Source organism: Cryobacterium sp. TMT1-66-1 (assembly GCF_004403435.1).
GTDB classification, from domain to species: domain Bacteria; phylum Actinomycetota; class Actinomycetes; order Actinomycetales; family Microbacteriaceae; genus Cryobacterium; species Cryobacterium flavum.
Map to the genome: position 1 here is coordinate 18,299 of NZ_SOGP01000002.1, position 17,955 is coordinate 36,253.

General features: G+C 68.3%; 14 protein-coding genes. 6 read left to right on the plus strand and 8 right to left on the minus strand.

The window, feature by feature from the left end:
• The first annotated feature begins 46 nt into the window (after positions 1–46).
• Complete coding sequence (locus E3T29_RS00970) at positions 47–1,198, plus strand: sensor histidine kinase KdpD (protein ID WP_241987570.1); 1,152 nt, start codon at positions 47–49, stop codon at positions 1,196–1,198.
• 207 nt (positions 1,199–1,405) lie between these two features.
• Here E3T29_RS00970 and E3T29_RS00975 read toward each other — a convergent pair whose 3' ends face one another.
• The 7 genes from E3T29_RS00975 to E3T29_RS19500 form a co-directional block, all read right to left on the minus strand.
• Entirely contained in the window at positions 1,406–2,641 is a 1,236-nt protein-coding gene (locus E3T29_RS00975; protein WP_241987571.1) for an NAD(P)-dependent oxidoreductase, read from the minus strand.
• A gap of 112 nt (positions 2,642–2,753) precedes the next feature.
• The gene (locus tag E3T29_RS00985) at positions 2,754–3,719 is read right to left on the minus strand and encodes an MTAP family purine nucleoside phosphorylase (RefSeq protein ID WP_241987572.1); all 966 of its coding nucleotides are present in this window, start codon (positions 3,717–3,719) and stop codon (positions 2,754–2,756) included.
• A gap of 184 nt (positions 3,720–3,903) precedes the next feature.
• Positions 3,904–5,361: a DUF5719 family protein gene (locus tag E3T29_RS00990; RefSeq protein WP_134343711.1), complete on the minus strand. Its 1,458-nt coding sequence runs from the start codon at positions 5,359–5,361 to the stop codon at positions 3,904–3,906.
• Positions 5,351–8,449 carry a glycosyltransferase gene (locus E3T29_RS00995; RefSeq protein ID WP_134343712.1) on the minus strand — a complete coding sequence of 1,033 codons (3,099 nt, stop codon included), beginning with the start codon at positions 8,447–8,449 and terminating at the stop codon, positions 5,351–5,353. The genes E3T29_RS00990 and E3T29_RS00995 overlap by 11 nt, the downstream gene beginning before the upstream one ends.
• A 172-nt stretch (positions 8,450–8,621) precedes the next feature.
• The gene (locus E3T29_RS01000) at positions 8,622–8,939 is read right to left on the minus strand and encodes a WhiB family transcriptional regulator (RefSeq protein WP_092342011.1); all 318 of its coding nucleotides are present in this window, start codon (positions 8,937–8,939) and stop codon (positions 8,622–8,624) included.
• Positions 8,940–9,155: 216 nt separating this feature from the next.
• Positions 9,156–10,121: a UDP-glucose 4-epimerase GalE gene (gene galE / locus E3T29_RS01005; RefSeq protein ID WP_134343713.1), complete on the minus strand. Its 966-nt coding sequence runs from the start codon at positions 10,119–10,121 to the stop codon at positions 9,156–9,158.
• 46 nt (positions 10,122–10,167) lie between these two features.
• Entirely contained in the window at positions 10,168–10,308 is a 141-nt protein-coding gene (locus tag E3T29_RS19500) for a hypothetical protein (protein WP_158252843.1), read from the minus strand.
• A 92-nt stretch (positions 10,309–10,400) separates the two neighbouring features.
• On the opposite strand from E3T29_RS19500, the gene E3T29_RS01010 reads away from it, so the two are divergent.
• A complete protein-coding gene (locus E3T29_RS01010; protein ID WP_134343714.1) occupies positions 10,401–11,357 on the plus strand; it encodes a GlxA family transcriptional regulator in 957 nt (318 codons plus the stop codon).
• On the opposite strand, the gene manA is transcribed toward E3T29_RS01010, so the two are convergent.
• The gene (manA, locus tag E3T29_RS01015) at positions 11,354–12,634 is read right to left on the minus strand and encodes a mannose-6-phosphate isomerase, class I (protein ID WP_134343715.1); all 1,281 of its coding nucleotides are present in this window, start codon (positions 12,632–12,634) and stop codon (positions 11,354–11,356) included. The genes E3T29_RS01010 and manA overlap by 4 nt on opposite strands.
• Positions 12,635–12,759: 125 nt before the next feature.
• Here manA and E3T29_RS01020 point away from each other — a divergent pair, with 125 nt between their 5' ends.
• The 4 genes from E3T29_RS01020 to E3T29_RS01035 all read left to right on the plus strand — a co-directional run bounded on the left by E3T29_RS01020 (position 12,760) and on the right by E3T29_RS01035 (position 17,934).
• Positions 12,760–13,938 (plus strand): acyl-CoA dehydrogenase family protein, encoded by a 1,179-nt coding sequence (locus E3T29_RS01020; protein WP_134343716.1) that lies wholly within the window; start codon positions 12,760–12,762, stop codon positions 13,936–13,938.
• 435 nt (positions 13,939–14,373) lie between these two features.
• Positions 14,374–15,831, plus strand: a complete 1,458-nt coding sequence (locus tag E3T29_RS01025) for an NAD(P)/FAD-dependent oxidoreductase (RefSeq protein ID WP_134343717.1) — start codon at positions 14,374–14,376, stop codon at positions 15,829–15,831.
• 89 nt (positions 15,832–15,920) lie between these two features.
• Positions 15,921–16,358, plus strand: coding sequence for an SRPBCC family protein (locus E3T29_RS01030; RefSeq protein WP_134343718.1), 438 nt, complete (start codon positions 15,921–15,923; stop codon positions 16,356–16,358).
• Between the two features lie 142 nt (positions 16,359–16,500).
• Positions 16,501–17,934: an O-antigen ligase gene (locus E3T29_RS01035; protein ID WP_134343719.1), complete on the plus strand. Its 1,434-nt coding sequence runs from the start codon at positions 16,501–16,503 to the stop codon at positions 17,932–17,934.
• The last annotated feature ends 21 nt before the right edge of the window (positions 17,935–17,955 follow it).

Genomic DNA, 17,955 nt, shown 5'->3' on the forward strand with positions numbered 1-17,955 from the left:
CCGGGGCTTGGCCGGCCCGCGGCATCCGTTTAGCGGGTGGCACACCGTGACCGCTGGCGTCATTGCGACCGTGGCCGGCATCGCGCTCGGTTGCGCGCTGGTTGTGGGAGCACTCGCCCTGCTCACCCTGCGGCTGCTGTCGCGGGGGTCGCTCGTGATGCAGGTGGTCGTCGTCGCGTTCGCGACCGTCGTGTCGGTGGTCAGCGGAACCTCCGCGGTGGCGTCGCTCATGTACCTGTCGGAGCACGACCTGAACGTGTTCTACTCGGTAGCCGCCGTCGCCGGAATCGTGTCGCTCGTCATGGCCTCTGTTTTGGGGCGGTCGCTGGTGCGCGACAACCAATACTTTCGGGCTGCTGCGGCAAGCATCGGTCGGGGCGAATCTGTTATATCTCCGGATCGGCATACATCGACGGAGTTCGCCTCGCTCGCCGGGGAGTTGGCCGCGACGGCCGATCGGCTGACCGAATCCCGCCAGCGGGAGGAGCGCATCGAGTCGTCGCGTCGCGAAATCGTGGCGTGGATCTCGCACGACCTACGCACGCCCCTCGCTGGCATCCGCGCCATGGCCGAGGCCCTTGAAGACGGCATGGCTCCCGACCCACAGCGGTATTACGTGCAGATTCGCGGGCAGGTCGACCGGCTCAGCGGCATGGTCGACGACCTGTTCGAGCTGTCCAAGATCCACGCCGGGGCGCTGCAGCTCAACTTTGAACGGGTGGCCCTGTATGACCTGATCAGCGACACCGTCGCAGATCTCGCGCCGGTCGCCCTCGGCAAATCGCTCGACCTGCGCTTCGAGGGTGAACGCGGTCTCACCCTCCAAGCGGATGCCCGGGAGCTCGCCCGCGCGGTCGGCAACCTGGTCATGAACGCCATTCAGTATTCCCCGGCCGACAGCGCCATCGTCGTCTCGGTCACCCGGCACGTCGACGGCAGGGCTGTGATTTCGGTTGTGGATGCGGCCGGCGGGATTCCGGAGCAGGATCTCGGCCGGGTGTTCGAGGCTGGCTGGCGAGCGAGTGGACCGCGGACCGTGTCCGCCTGGGGAACCGGCGCCGGTCAGAGCGGCGGCGCCGGGTTGGGGCTCGCGATCGTCGAAGGCATCGTGCGGGCTCATGCTGGGCAGGTGACGGTGACCAATGTGGGGAACGGATGCCGGTTTGAGATGCTGTTGCCGCAGCATCCGCTGGCCTGATCGGTCGGCAGGCCAAAGCAGCTCCCGGTCTCTCTTCAGGGTTCAATCACTACCCACGGCATGACTCCTGCAATTTGCAGAAGGTGCCAGGAAAGTTGGCCGGAATTCCGCGCTTCCGCGCGGGGCCGCCGAGAATTTGCAGGAGTTACGCCGTTTTCGCCACTCCTACAGGTGTCTGTGGCGACCGGAATAGCCCCGTGGGCTGGGTCAGGGACACACGGCAGCACGCAGAGGGGCCGTCGCGAACTCGCGCATGCCGTCTTCGAAGGAGACCTGGGCGGACCAACCGAGTTCCGTGCGCAATCGCTCGGAGGACGCCGTAATGTGTCGCACGTCGCCGAGCCGGTACTGCCCGGTCACGATCGGGGTGAGGCCACCGGCCGCCGCGGCAAGGGCGGTCGCCATATCGCCAATGGTGTGCACGATTCCGCTGCCAACGTTGAACGGGCGGAATATTCCGGAATCGGAATGGGCCGTGAATTCCAGCGCGGAAATGTTGGCTGCGGCCACATCACGCACGTGCACGAAGTCGCGGCGCTGCCGGCCGTCTTCGTACACCCGCGGAGCCTCACCGCGCTCGATCGCCGAACGAAACAGGGAGGCGACCCCCGCGTAGGGCGTGTTCTGCGGCATGCCCGGTCCGTAGACGTTGTGGTAGCGCAGGGCGGCGACCTGCCCGCCGGTCGAGCGCGCCCAGGCCGTGGCGAGATATTCCTGACCGAGTTTGCTGCTCGCGTAGACGTTGCGCGGGTCGAGCGGGTCGGTTTCGCTCACCAGAACGGGCTCGAGCGCCTGGCCCGTCTCCGGGTCGAGCGGGTCGAAGCGCCCGGCGTCGAGGTCGCTCGCGAGGCGCGGGCCCGGCCGGGTGAAACCGTTCGGGCCGCGATAGCTGCCCTCCCCGTAGACCACCATGGATGACGCCAGAACCAGACGGCGGATGCCCCGCTCGGCCATCGCGGCCAGCAATACCGCCGTTCCCACCTCGTTGCTGTGCACGTAGTCGGGGGCGTCGGCAAAGTCGACGCCGAGTCCCACTTTGGCCGCCTGATGGCAGACCACGTCGATGTCTTCGAGGGCGCGGTCGACGGTGTCCGGGTCGGTCACGTCGCCGAGCAGGAACTCCACCCGTGGGTCCAGGCCCGCCGGGCGTGCGTTCCGGGCCCGGAAACTGGGCCCAGGTTCTCTCATGGGCCCGCTTTCCGGGCCCGGGCCCGGAAAGGTAGGGGACGCGGATTCAGGCGTGGACTCAACCTCGGACCTTGGCCCGCGATCGGCCGCGGACGCGCGCTCGGGCTCGGACACGAGTGCCGGCGCAGGCCCGTGCACGTCGGCGCGCAGTGAGTCCAGTACGCGCACCTGATAGCCGCGGGCGAGGGCGGCGTCGACGATCGCGGACCCAATGAAGCCCGCTCCGCCAGTGATCAGCAAGTTTTCGCCGGTCATGGCTGGTCCCGCTTGACGGTGCTGACGCAGCCGGCACCAGGGTGGCGCTCCGCGTTCCCCGTCGATCCGCCGGCGACCCGCTGAAACGCACCGCGCGCCGAGCGATCCATGTTCACGCCAGCTCATCCGGGTCAGACACCACGGCACGAGCGAGTACGGCGGCGACCTGGGCCGGGTCGATGAGCTCACGCGGAGCGAAGTCAGTCGGCAGGGCCCGCAGGATGCCGTCGATCGCGGCCAGAATACGCGGCTGGGCGTCGCGCAGGTGCCGGAACACGACCGAGGCGGTCACGGCATCCGTTTCGAGGGAGGATTCACCACGGGCGGCGGTCTCGGCGTCCCCGGCATCCGCTGCGAGCACCGGCGCGAGCCCGGCGTCGGCATCCGTCACGAAGGAAAGGTTTACCGTGCCGAGGTTGAGCTCGCCGGCCAGCACGATCTCGGGGTACGCGGTCATGTTGACGATGTGGGCGCCGATCGAGCGGAACCAGACCGACTCCGCCCGGGTCGAAAACCGCGGGCCCTGAATGACGACGACCGTTCCGGTGGGGGCGAAGTTCTCGCCCAGCTCTTCGAGGGCGTTCACGGCGTACCCGCGCAGCAGCGGATCGAACGGGTCGGCGGCGGAGAGATGCTGCACCGATTCCCGGTCGTAGAACGTGTCGGGACGTCCAGTCGTGCGGTCGATGAACTGGTCGGTGACCACGAGCAGCCCGGGCGCATACTCCGGCGTGACTCCCCCGACCGCCGAGGAGGAGATGATCGCCCGCACGCCGATCGAGGCCAGCGCCCAGATATTCGCGCGGTAGTTGATCAGGTGCGGGGCGACGCTGTGACCGCTGCCGTGCCGGGGCAGAAACGCGACCCGGCGACCGGCTCGCAGGCCGATCGTGACGGGCGTGGTTCCGTAGGGCGTCTGTACCTGGTGCGTTACGGCGCCGGCCGGGTCGATGAGTTCGTAGAGTCCGGATCCGCCGATGACGGCAACCTCGGCACGCGCCGTCGGGTCGACCAGAGGTTCGGGCAGCGATTCGGCCGAGGGCGCAGCCAATTGGTCGGCAGTCGGGTCAAACGTCACAAGCGGCTCCCAGCGTTTAAAAGTCGAGTGTTCAGTGTGCCATCGAAACCTGCGTGCCCGCGCAAGCCCGCCTCGCAAACGAATGCCCCGCCCCCGGCACGCCGCACGTCGGATGCCCTGCCCTCGCAGACCGCCTACCCGGTCGGGGCCCGGTTTCCGGGACCGGTCCCGGTTGCACAGACAGCTAGTGCGTGTAGACGCGAATCGACGACGCGAGCGGCCCGGGCGGGTTCAGCGCGAACGACGACAGCACCCCGTCGCCGGAGTAATCCACGAGGGCCCAGAGTTCAGACCCGCCACTCACCACGTAGCGCTCTCCGCTTTGAAGCGGCACCGTGGCGCTGGCCCCGGCGCCCACCGTGAGGTCTACCGGGGTGCCAGCGGCGGGGGTGAGGGTGAGGGAGGCATCCGCTGCCCCACTGTTGACGAGGTGCAGCGTCGGCGACGGGCCCTCGGCCACGGCCACCACGAAGGGGCCCTTGAGCGGCGCCGACGCCGAGAACCAGCCGAAGTCCTTACCGCCGGTGCTGTCAGTGGCGGTGCGGGCGGCCGCGACGATCGGCTCGTCGGAGCGCAACTGCACCGAGAAGCTGCCAACGGCCAGCGGCGCGAGCGGAATTTCGGTGGCGATGCCGGGTTCGACATTCACCTGGGTCGACGTGCCGGAACCTGACCCGTCGGCGCTCGTCACGCCGATCTGAACGGTCGCCGCCGCATCACCCGGCACGAACACCCGAATCGACGCGGTGTCGGCGTTGAACCCCTCGCCCGTCGTCACCGTCTCCCCGCTGACGGCCGCCGTGACGCGTACGCCGGCAATGATCTGGTTGGTGGCGGGGGTCGCGGTGGTGCCGATGATCTCGACTCCGCCCGGTTCGATGCCGCGAATGCTGCTCTGCTCCAGCGACGCGGCAACCTGCCCGCCGCGCGAGGAGACGCGCAGAACCGGCGATTTCACGTTCGGCGCGAGTCCGGCTAGTGAGATGACCCGCTGCTCGCCCGGCTGCACCAGGATGCCGGTCGCGCCGGGTGCGTCCACGAGTCCGCTCTCGCCGTAGACCGTCACGTTGACGGTCGCAAGTACGGAGGTCGGGTTGCCGAGCAGCAGCAGGCTGGTACGTCCGATATCGGTCGAGCCGCCCACGATCCAGCTGTCGCTGACCGCTTCGGCGCAGGCGGCGACGGCGAGCCCGCCAATGGTGTCGGTGGCGGCGACCTGCGACTGACTTCCGGCCACGAGAGGCGGAACGGTCGCGCCATCCTGCACGAGAACGGTCAGCAGCAACGGCGGCTGCCGGCTGTTCGAGTCGTCGACCGCGGTGATCTCGGTCACCTGCGGCCGAATCTGTTCCAGCGATGAAGCCTCAACCGCTCCATACACAGCGGATGCCGCTCCCACACTCGACGCGGACTGCGCCTTCGTCGAGTCCTCGGCCAGGGTCAGCAGTGGTCCGGGGCAGACCCGCTGCTGCTCACTGGGCAGCGGCGCGATCTCGCTGGACTGCGGGTTGCGTTCAACGGTCGGCAGCGTCACGAGGGTGGCCGCGCCGAGCGTCGCGACGACGACAGCGATGCCGACGAGGCCGAGCACACCGCGTCCGGCCCGGCCGCCAATGCGGGCGAGTTGGCTTTTATCTGGCATTGTCGTCCTCCGGTCGGTCGTTGGCAGCCGAGTCGGCAGCAGCAGGGTCGGCGATAGCAGGGTCGACAGCGGCGGTGCCTGGTTCGGCGGCCGCAGCATCGTCGTCGGCAAACCCGTCGTCCGATTCCAACCCGGTCCCGACGCCGGTCTCCCGGTCGATCGCGAGGTCGGCTTCGAGATCGGTGCCGAGCGGCACCTCCAACTCCTCGTCACGATCGGATGACACAGCACCCTTCGACCGCCGCACGCGCTTGGGCTTCTGTTTGGCGTCGGCACGGGCGGCCCGGCGAATCGCGTCGCGGTTGGCCTGGCGCACGGCTTCGCGCCCGGCGCCGATCGGCAGCGACAGCAGAACGGCGCTGCCCACCACGGCGAAGGCAATGAGCAGGGTCACCAGGCCGAAAACGCCGCCGGCGCGAGCCGGTATCGGGGTCGAGGCGGCAGCATCCGTTTCGCCGAACTGCCAAAGGCGGCCGAACTCGGTATCGCCGACCGGGGCCAGGCTCGAGTTGCCGTCGAGGGCGGTTTCGGTGCGCAGCGCGGTGTCGGCCGCGTCGACGCCGGTAGCGCCGGGCTGCAGCACGATAAAGCGGATGCCGAACTCGGCCAGGTCAGCGTTGGTGTCGAGTCCGCTGTGCGAGGCCAGGTTGCCGGCGAGCTCCGCGAGCGCTTTCTCGCGGGCACTGAGCGTCGCATCGGTGCTGTCCAGGGTGGATTGCTGGTTCAGTGTGGCGCCGACACCGCGCTCGATCGTGGCGAGCAGCCCGCCGTCAGCCTGCGGGGTGAGCTTGAGCGTGCCGACCCGGTTGTCGATCTGGGCCTCGGCGGCCACGAAGGCCGGCTGGGTCTGCCCGGTTCCCTCGCGCACGGCGGCGGTGCCGAGGTGCAGCGAGGCGACCAGCGGCAGCACGACCACGGCCAGGGCGAGCGCGGCGACCACACCGGGCGTCGACGCGAAGCGGTGCAGGGAGCGCAGGCCGATCACCAGGGCGCCGACTAGGCCGAGCCAGTACAGGCTGAGGCCGCTGCCGGTCCAGACGCGCACCGGTTCGGCGCCGATCGCGGCGAGAACGAGCTGGTTGACGGCGAGGGCGGTGCCGAAGCCGAGCAGCGCAACGAGCCAGGCGCCGCCGGCGAGGCGAGCGCCGGGCAGCAGCAGCGCGAGCAGGGCGAGCACGGCGAGGGGCGCGAGCAGAATCGGTACGAACAGCTGCGGGTCCAGGCCCTCGACGCCGAAGCGGTCGAGCACGCCGGCCCAGCCGTCGGTTCCGGGCAGTCCGAGCAGAAGTTGCAGGGTAGGAGCCTGGCCGCTCGGCACGGGCAGGCCCGGGTCGGCGACGAGGTTCAGCCAGTCACCGCGCAGTCCCTGGTTGACCAGCAGGGGCAGGGCCAGCGCGAGCGCCGGCAGCGGAATGCCGATGAAGCGCATCACTCGGCGGCCGGCCAGGGCCACGCTGAGCGCCCAAACCACGAGCAGGGCCGGGGCGAGCGAGGGCGCGCAGGCGACGACGGCCGCGAACAGCAGGGCAGCGGATGCCGATGCCGACCAGGTGCGCGCGGCGGCGAACCAGGCGAAGAACAGCCACGGCAGCAGCAGGTGCACCAGAATCGCGGCCGGACGTGCGTCGGCGAGGGCGATCAGAAAGGTCGGGGCCAGCACCCAGAGCGCGGCGGCCAGGGCGCGCAGGCTGCCGCGGTCGGTCAGGCGGGTCGCGGCCATCCAGGCACCGACGGCGGCGAGGGGAAAGGCGAGCGCATAGACCAGTACGAGAGCAAACGACGGCGACCAGAACGCAATCGAGCCGAGCACGGCCACGACCGCGGCGAACGGATCGGCCGCGCCGACGAAGCCGAGCCCCAGGTCGCGCCAGCCGAAGCCGACGCTCGCCCACAGTTCGGGCAGGGTCGGAGACAGCGGCAGCAGCCCGCCGCCGGTGAGGGTGTCGGCGCCGAGCAGCGGCACCATCATGATGATGCCCACGACCGCAGCGGCGAGCATGGTCCAGGCGCCGCCGCCGGAAAAGAATCGAATCTCCGGGCGTTCGCCGTGCAGGCCGAACAGGCTCGCCTCGCGCTTGAGCGAGTGTCGCCGGCGCACCTCATTCGAGGGAACCCGCAGCGTGGAGATGGCATCCCAACCGAGCGTGCGCGTTTTCGCAAAGGAGCGGCGGGCGTTGCCGACGCGCATTCCGTTGAACGCGGCGCCGAACGCGGCCGCGAATTCGCCCACGATCGCGCCGGGTTCCTTGCGCAGCAGTTGCCCGAGCGAGCGCACAAAAGCCAGCGGCAGCAGCGACAGCCAGTGAAAAACCAGGGCTCCGGCGGGCGCGTAGACCAGCCGGCGGTGCAGCTGCGCTGAACGTTCCGCGCGCACGCGGCGACGGCGGAGGCGCCCCCGCGAGGATTGGTTGGGCCCGGCGACGCCGTCACCGGCCGAGGCGACGCGGGCCGCCGGAACGACCGACACGCGGTACCCGGCGAGCCGCACCCGCACGCAGAAGTCGAGGGAATCATCCACTGTCGGCAGGGCCGGGTCGAACCCGCCGAGCTGCTCCCACACCGTGTGGCGCACGAGCAGGCCGCCGGCGCTGACGGCGAGCACGTCGCTCAGTCCGTCGTGCTGGCCCTGGTCGAGTTCACTCTCGACCAGGGTGACGGTGGCGCCGGTCGGCGTCATCGACTCGCCGAAATTGTGGATATATTCGCCGGCGATCCATTCCATGACCTTCGGTCCGGCGACTGCTACCGAAGGGGCGATCTCGAGCGCGTCGACGAGCACCTCGAGGGCGGTCGGGTCGGGCGCGCTGTCCTGGGCGAGCAGCCAGAGCAGCTCGCGGTCGTGCGTGGGCGGCGCGCTCGCGCGCACTGCGGCGGCGATCGCCTGACCAAAGTTCAGATCGGAGTCGGCGGCAATGAACTGCGTCGGCCCGAATTCGGCGAGCATCTTTGCGGTCGCATCGCTCGAACCGCAGTCCACGGTGATGACAATGTCGGGTTTACGGGTCTGCAGCGACAGCGCCTTGAGAGTTCGCTCAAGGTGTTTCGCGCCGTTTCGGGCGACAAGGATGGCGGTGACTCTGGGTTGCATAACAGAACCAGCCTAGGTCGGGATCGGCCCGCGGCCCTGAACCGAGAGGGCGCGCCTCAAATATTGGCGAGGCAATAGCGAAGCGGATGCGGCGCCATCCGCTCAGAGACCGGGTCTCGTCGGTCCGTGGCGGGGCTCGCCTGCCGGCATTTGCTTGCGAGCGCCGAAGGAGTTAGGCGCGCTTTCGCAGTTTGCGGCGTTCGCGCTCGGAGAGTCCGCCCCAGATGCCGAACCGCTCGTCGTTGCTGAGCGCGTATTCGAGGCACTGGTTGCGCACCTCGCAGCCGGAGCAGATCTTCTTGGCGTCGCGGGTGGAGCCGCCTTTTTCGGGGAAGAACGCCTCGGGGTCGGTCTGGGCGCAGAGCGAGTCGGCCTGCCAGGCCAGAAGGTTCTCGTCGCCGAGATCTTGTCGTACGCCCGGGACACCGAGGGTGACGGGGTCAACGAACCAGTCCTCTGGTACTCCGGAACGATAGTCAGGTATAGCCATATCGTCTCCCAGCGCTCGCTACGCACCGTTTGGTGCTGCACCTAATTACACCGGTGTAATTCGCTAACGTCAAGTCGCAGATCGTAAACCCTCAATACGGGCTGGAGGGTTGCGACGCGCCGATGATGGCAAAATCGGGCATTCGGGGGGTACGCGGGCTCAAAACAACGTCGCGAACGGAGCACGATCGTTGGCCCGACCGGCGTGTCGCTGAGCTCAGTGCGCGGCGGTGCGCGAGGAATCCCAGGCGCTCTGCACCATCTGCTCCAGGGTGTGACGCATGCTCCAGCGCAGGTCACGAGCCGCGAGCGCGCCGGAGGCCACGATGCGATCCGGGTCGCCGGCGCGGCGCGGACCGATCTCGGGCGTAAAGTCGATGCCGGTGACCCGGCGCACCGTGGCCATGATCTCGCCGACCGAGACGCCATCGCCGCTGCCCAGGTTGTAGACCGGTTCGATTGCGTCGCCGGCTTCCAGGCGGCGAGCCGCAGCCACATGGGAGAGCGCGAGGTCGGCCACGTGAATGTAGTCGCGCACGCAGGTGCCGTCGGGCGTGGCATAGTCATCGCCGTTGATGCGCGGCGTGCGGCCGTCGAGCAGGGCCGCAAAGACCAGGGGAAAGAGGTTGTGCGGACTGGTGTCACGCAGTGACACGTCACCGGAGCCGACCACGTTGAAATAACGCAGCGAGGTGTGGCGCAGACCGGTCGCCACGGCCTGGTCGCGCAGCAGCCACTCGCCGATCAGCTTGGATTCGCCGTACGGCGACTCCGGGCTCTTCGGCGTCTCCTCGGTGACCAGGTCGGTGTGCGGCGTGCCATAGACAGCGGCGCTCGAGGAGAACACAATGCGATCGATCTCGGCCGAGCTCATGGCGGCGAGCAGCGTGGCGGTTGCCGTCACGTTCTGCTCGTAGGTGTGCAACGGGCGCTGCACCGAGACGCCGGCGTACTTGAAGCCGGCCACATGAACGACTCCGTGCACGTGATGCTCGTGGAAGGCATGCAACACGGTTTCGCCGTCGAGCACGTTGGCCCGAATGAACGGCACGTCGGCCGGCACGAACGACTCGTGTCCACTCGAGAGATCATCGAGCACGACCACGTCGAGCCCTTCAGCCTGGAAAGCACGCACCACATGCGAGCCGATATAGCCCGCCCCGCCGGTTACCAACCACGCCATGAGGCTCCGCTCGTTCGCGTGGCACTCGATGCGCCACCGCTACAGGCTAGCGCCAGCGAATCAAAGCGTCATATTCGTCGGTCACGTGGGGAGTTTTCTGGCCGTAGCCGTCGAGGTACAGGGAGCGGATCGTGGCAGCAATACCCGCGACCGCAAGGACGATGAGGAGGAGCATAAAGATGAACATGGCAGAAACTCTATGTATTGTGCTTTTCTGCCGCGAGTGGCAGCATTGACACAGTTCGACACATTTCTGCCAACCTTGACGAGAGGATGCCCATGCTCCAGAAAATCGTCTGCGTCACCCTCCCGGGTCTGGCGCCGTTCGAATTCGGCGTGATCTGCGAGGTGTTCGGCATCGACCGCAGCGCCCAGGGCGGGCCAGCCTTCGACTTCCACGTTGTGGCCGCCGAACCCGGACCGATCCGCACCAAGATCGGCTTCGACATCGTCATTCACGACGACCTCTCAGCCGCGGCCGACGCCGACCTCATCGCCATTCCCGGCTACGAGTCCGGCGCACCGATCGACCCCCGCGTGCTCCAGGTCGTGCGCGACGCCGAAGCCCGCGGCGCCTGGGTACTCAGCGTCTGCAGCGGCGCCTTCGTGCTCGCCCACGCCGGCATCCTCGACGGACGCCGCAGCACCACCCACTGGATGTACACCGACGCCCTCGCCCGATCGTTCCCCCAGACCACCGTCGACCCCGACGTGCTCTTCGTTGACGACAACCACGTCGTCACCGGCGCCGGCACCGCCGCCGGCATCGACGCCGCACTGCACATCGTGCGCACCGAGCTCGGCGCCACGGCCGCCAATATCATCGCCCGCCGCATGGTCGTGCCGCCGCAGCGCGACGGCGGCCAGTCGCAGTACATCGAAGCCCCGGTCGTGGACTGCCAGGACGAATCCTTCGCCGCCGTCACCGAGTGGATGCTGCGCCACCTCGACCAGGAACTACCGGTCGACCTGCTCGCCCGCAAGTCGCTCATGTCACCGCGCACCTTCGCCCGCCGGTTTCGCGCCGAACTCGGCACCACGCCGACTCGCTGGCTCAACCGGCAGCGACTGTTGCGCGCACAGGAACTGCTCGAAGACAGCTCCCGCAGCCTCGAAGAGATCGCCGCCGACACCGGCTTCGGCGCAGCCGCCGTGATGCGCCACCACTTTCTACAGGTTCTGCAGACCACCCCGACCGCCTACCGCCGGGCCTTCGGCCCCCGCAAGGTCGGCTAGGCGCCGGGCATCGCCAGAAAGACCTCGCCGGCGCCCGCGAAGGTCACCGTGCCCTCGTCGGGTGTGACGTACACAGCCTGGCCGCGCTTCAACGGGCGAGAGGATGCCGCCCCCACGACCAGAAACCCGCCGGCCGTGCAGATCGCAATGGCCGGGCCGGTGAGGGTGATCTGTCGCATGGTGACGGGTGTCGCCGATGCGGCGGCAGCATCCGCTTCAATGTGCACGAGCTCGAAATCAGGCACCCCGGGGCGATACAGCGCGACGCCCTCCGCAAGCACAACCGGCGCGAGGTACGGGGCCGGCACCGCCCCGAAGTCGAGCACCGCGAGCAGCTCCTCGATATCGATGTGCTTCGGGGTGAGCCCGCCGCGCAGCACGTTGTCGGAGGCGGCCATCAGCTCCACGCCGAGTCCAGACAGATACGCGTGGATGTTGCCGGCCGGCAGATACAACACCTCGCCGCGTTTCAAAGACACCCGGTTGAGGAGCAGGGCCAGCACGATTCCCGGGTCGCCCGGGTACTCGGCGGCGAGCGCGCGCACCGTCGCGAGCTCGCGGGCATAGCCGATGGCCGCTCCGCCCGCGGCCAGGAACTCGGCGTGCGCGGCGAGCGCGACCACCCGCTCGACCAGCCATTCCACCTCGCCGGAGTCGCCGCCCCGGCCATCTCGCAGCAGCCAGTCGACGGTGTCGCGCAGCCCCCCGGCCAGGTGATTCTCCAGCGAGTCGATGGCCGCGGCCTGCGGGTTCTCGGTGGCGAGGTCGAGCAGGCGCAGCTCGGCGATGATGCCGCGCACCTCGGGCAGCGGGCGGAATCCGCAGAGCGCTTCGAACGTGTCGCTCAGGGCAAAAATGAGTTCGGGCTTGTGGAACGGGTCGCGGTAGTTGCGGTTGCCGGCGTCGACCGCGATTCCGGCCTCGTTTTCGAGCTCGAATCCGGTGCGGGCCTGCTCTGTCGTGGGATGCGCCTGCAGCGATAGCGGGCGTCCGGCAGCCAGAATCTTCAGCAGAAAGGGGAGGCGCGGGGCATCCGCTTGCCGCGTCGCCCAGCCAGCGCCGAGCGCCACCTCGGGCGCAGAAGCGATCCACTCGGCGAGGTTCGAAAAACCGCCTACCTGCGACGGATCCTCGACCACCGACGGTGAACCGGCATGGGCCCCCAACCAGAGCTCGGCCTCAGGCAAACCCGACGGCGTGCGACCCAGCAGATCGGCGATCGCGTGCGTGGACCCCCAGGCGTAATTGCGCGGCGCGTTGGTGATGCCCACAAACATGTTCGGCTCCTTCTCAAAGTGTTTAGACCAAACTACCAACCGACTTCGAGCATTCAGCCAACGACCCTAGGCTGACCAAACCGCACCGGTCGCGCGTCGACCGCCCATCTTGCAACGGAGCATCCATGACCTTTGAGCTACTCGGCAGCGACTTCTTCGGCTACGAAAACCTTCTCACCGAGCCCGAGCAGGAGGCCATCGTCAAACTGCGCGCCTACCTCGAAAAAGAGGTACGGCCGATCGCAAACGGATGCTGGGACCGCGCCGAATTCCCCACCCAGATCATCAAGCCGCTCGCTGAGCTCGGCATGTACTCCTTCGGCTGGGAGTCAACGAAGCCGTTTGCGAATTCGGCGGTGTTTCGGGGCTTCGTGGCGCTGGAACTGGCGCGAGTGGATGCATCCGTCGCCACCTTTGTCGGCGTGCAGAACGGCCTGGCGGCCGGGTCGCTAGAAGCCTGCGGGTCGGACGAGCAGCGGGCCGAGTGGATTCCGCAGCTGGCCTCGGGCGACATCATTGGAGCGTTCGGCCTGACCGAGCCGCTCAGCGGTTCGGACAGCGCACGGGGCCTGCGCACCACGGCCACTCGCAGCGGCGACAACTGGACCCTGAACGGCGCCAAGCGCTGGATCGGCAACGCCACGTTCAGCGACATAACAATCATCTGGGCCAAGGACACCGCCGACAACCAGGTGTTGGGGTTCATCGTTCCCACCGATACCGCCGGCTATGCGGCCACCAAGATCGAGGGCAAGATCAGCCTGCGCGCCGTGCAGAACGCTGACATCACCCTGACCGACGTGGTGGTTCCCGAGCGCCTGCGCCTGCAGAATGCCAACTCGTTTAAGGACACCGCCAAGGTGTTGCGGGCCACGCGTGCCGAGGTCTCCTGGGCGGCCGTCGGCAACGCCATCGGTGCTTACGACGCCGCCGTCGCCTACGCGCACGAGCGCGAACAGTTCGGCAAGCCGATCGGCGGGCACCAGCTCGTGCAGGACCTGCTGGTCAAAAGCCTCGGCAACATCACCGCGAGCCTCGGCATGGTCGTGCGGGTGTCGCAGCTGCAAGACGAGGGCGTGCAGCGCGACGAGCACTCCGCACTCACCAAGGCCTACACGACCAGCCGCATGCGCGAAAGTGTGGCCTGGTGCCGCGAGCTGTTCGGCGGCAACGGCGTCACCCTCGAGTACAACGTGGCCCGGCACTTCGCCGACGCCGAGGCCATCTACTCCTACGAGGGCACCCAAGAGATGAACACCCTCATCGTGGGCCGCACCATCACCGGCCAGACCGCCTTCGTCTGAGCTTTCGGCGCGGGTGACGTGTGGCCCGGGGGCGGGCCACACGTCGATGTGTAAACATACCGGCGGCATGTGCTGTTCCGGCAGCCCCAGACGGGGTGCCCCCAGAAAGAACGACCCCGGCCGCACGCTCTGCCGCGATCCGTTTGGCGCGGCGTGTCGCAGATTCCCGGCGTTACGTACCCAAACGGATGGCCCGCGACCCCGCTCCCGCGATCTCTACCCGGAGTGCCATTCATAACTGCGGAGATTTCGCACGAACCGGGTCGTCACAGCCGGATTTCACGCATTCGCGGAAACATCTCCGCAGTTGTGAACACCCCCTCGAGTAGGGCTGCAGATTCTTAGGAACGCGCCCCCAAAACCGGCCGTGTACTGTGCGACAACCACACCCCCGGGCTACGGTGTCGGAATGAGACTTGACGAGCACGGCCGCGCGTGACGACCGACCAGGGGCTTGACGCGATCGTCGTCGGATCCGGCCCGAACGGCCTCGCCGCCGCCGTCACCCTCGCCCGCGCCGGCCTCAGGGTGCGCGTCTACGAGCGCAACGCGCAGATCGGCGGCGGCGCGGCAACCGCCGAACTCACCCTGCCCGGGTTCCACCACGACGTGGGCAGCGCCGTGCACCCACTCGCGCTGGCCTCCGAGTTCTTTCAGAAGTTCGGTCTCAAAGACCGCATCGAACTCACTGTGCCCGAGATCTCCTACGGGCATCCGCTGCCCGGCGGCCGCGCCGGCGTGGCCTGGCACGACATCGAGCGCACCGCCGCCGGCCTCGGCCGCGACGGCCCGGCCTGGCTTCAGCTGCTGAATCCCCTCGTCGACAACATCTCAGAAGTCGCCGAACTCACCGGGGACGCGCTGCTGCGGGTGCCGCGGCATCCGCTCACGCTGGCCCGGTTCGGGCTGCGCACCCTCGAGCAGGGTGGCCCTGCCTGGAACTGGCGCTTCACCGGCGAGACGGCCCCGGCGCTGCTCACCGGCACGTTCGCCCACTCGATCGGGCGGCTGCCGAGTCCGTCAACCGCCGGCGCCGGCCTCGTTCTCGCCGCACACGCGCACGCCGGGGGCTGGCCCATCCCCACCGGCGGAAGCGGCGCCATCGTTCAGGCCCTCGCCGACGACCTGCTCGCGCACGGCGGCGAAATAATAACGGATGCTGACATCCACAAGCTCACAGACCTGCCACCGGCCCGAATCGTGCTGCTCGACGTGACGCCCCGGGCGCTCGTCGAGCTGGCCGCCGGGGCCCTGCCCGACCGGTACACCACGACCCTCAGCCGGTTTCGCTACGGCAACGCCGTCGCCAAGGTGGATTTCGCCCTGAATGAACCGGTGCCGTGGAGCGCCGACGACCTGCGGCGAGCGCCGACCCTGCACGTGGGCGGAACCCGCGCCGACCAGGCCCGCGCCGAGAACCTGGTCGCCCACGGGCAGCACTCCGACTCCCCCTACGTGCTCGCGAGCCAGCCGAGCATCATCGACCCCAGCCGCGCGCCGGAGGGCAAGCACGTGCTCTGGGCCTACACGCACGTGCCGGCGGGCTCCACCCGCGACCAGACCGAGCAGATCACCCGCCAGATCGAACGCTTCGCCCCGGGCTTTCGCGACACCATTCTCGCCACGGCCAGCCAGACCGCCGCGCAGATGCAGAACCACAATCCCAATCACATCGGCGGCGACATCGCGGCCGGAGCCATCAGCCTGGCCCAACTCGTGCGCCGTCCCGTGCTCTCGCCCGACCCGTGGCGCACCCCGCTCGACGGCGTCTACCTGTGCTCATCGTCGACCTCGCCCGGCCCCGGCGTGCACGGAATGTGCGGCTACCGAGCTGCTCTGAGTGCCCTGGCCCACGAATACAACATCACTGTTCCCCCGCCCCTCTCCCCCTGATTATTTCCCCGCGAGAGCGCAAAAAGTGCCCGTTTGGGCACTCCAATCGGGCACTTTTTGCGCTCTCGCGACAAACCATAGGAGCCCCGATGGCCGTGAACTACCGAACGATGAGCTGCACCCCGGAGCAGGTCTTCGCGGTGCTCGAAAACGGATGGCTCTACCCCACCTGGGTCGTCGGCGCGAGCCGCATGCGCGACGTCGACGCCAGCTGGCCCGCGGTCGGCAGCCGCATCCATCACTCGGTCGGAGTCTGGCCCGCCCTCATCGACGACACCACCTCCGTTCTCGAGTGGAACGCGCCCCGCCATGTCATGCTCAAGGCCCGCGGCTGGCCGATGGGTGAGGCGCACGTGTCGATCGACATCCAAAATCACGACAGCGGATGCCGCGTGCGCATCACCGAAGACGTCGTCGCTGGCCCGGCCCGCCTGGTTCCCACCCCGCTGAGCGATCTGGCCATCGCTTACCGCAACACCGAGACCCTGCTCCGCCTCGCCTACCTATCCGAGGGCCACGCCGAGTAGCCGCAAAACCCCGCAACTCCGTTCCACGAGAGCGCAAAAAGTGCCCGATTGAGCCCTCCAATCGGGCACTTTTTGCGCTCTCGCGTGACCTGGCGCATCGGTGTCGCGCCTGCCGATACAACAACACCGGTAATCTGAAGCCATGTCCGCCGTGCAGAGTCGCCTCGTCATTCGACTTTTCGCGACCTTCGTCTGGTTCACCGTTCTGGCCGGCCAGTTCTGGCGCAACCTCGGCGGCTGGTGGGGCTTCGGCGCCATCGCACTCATCGTGGCGGTCGGCAGCGTGATCGGCCTCAGCACCCAGCGCACCAACGCCCGCAACCGCGCGAATGCCCTCAAGCTCGTCGCGGCCGGCAGCGTCGCCGACGACACCCCTACCGCCCAAGACGTCGCCCGCGACATCGCCCTCGGAAACACCTACCAGGCCGCCCTCGCCCCCGCCCTGAACTGGCGCAAGTTTCCCAAGACCATCACGGCGTTCCTGCTACTGGCGACCCTGTCCATCGCGTGGTCGTATTACCCGGGGGCATCCGCTCTGGGTGTGGCCCTGCAGCTCATCACCACCCTCGCCGCGCTGTTCCTGGCCGTCACCCTCACCTGGCCGGAGCTGCTGCGCACCCTGGGGGGCGCCCTGCGCTGGGTGCTCGCACTCAGCCTCGTGTTCGAGCTGTTCGTGGCCGTCGTCGTACAACATGAAGTGCTGCCGTTCTTCGTCGACTACGGCACTCAAGACGTACCAAACGCCTTCTACTGGAGCCGCGGCCTGCTGCTAGCCGGCGGCCCCATCGAGGGCATCGTCGCCAACCGCAACCTGCTCGGATTCATCGCACTCACCGCCATCATCGTCTTCGCCGTTCAGCTACGAGCCCACACCGTCAAGCGCAACGCCGGCCTGGTCTGGCTGGCGCTGGCCATCGGGATGCTGCTGCTCACCCGCTCCGCCACGGTCACCGTGTCGCTCGTCGCGGTCGTCGCCGCCCTGCTCTTCGCCCTCTGGGCGCGCAGAGTGCACGACCAGCACCGCCGGCCGCTGTATGTCGTGGCGGCGGCATCCGTTCTGGTGGTGGCAGCGGCACTCGCGCTGTTCTCCGGGCAGCTGTTCGGCATGCTCGGCCGCAGCGAGGATCTCACCGGCCGCTTCGATATCTGGGGCAGCGTCACCCACCTCGCCCTGGAACGTCCTGTGTTCGGCTGGGGCTGGGTGAGCTACTGGGTGCCGTGGGTGGAACCGTTCAACGACCTCGCCGTGCGCAAGGGCGTCACCTACCTGCAGGCGCACAACGCCTGGCTCGACGTATGGCTGCAGCTCGGCATCATCGGCGTGATTCTGTTCGCCGCCCTGGTCTTCTCCACCCTGTGGCGGGCCTGGTTTCTGGCCGTCGACCGGCCGCGCCTCGGCGTGAAAGACACCGAACCGTTCGCCGCCAGCGCCCTGCTGCCGCTGCTGCTGCTCGCCGCGCTGATCGCGCAGAGCATCGCCGAAAGCCGGATGCTGATCGAGAGCGGCTGGGTGATTCTCGTCGTGCTCGCCGTCGTCACCAAGCGGCAGCAGCACGCGCCCCGGCCGATGCCGTAACCCCGGCGCGGTAAATTAGAG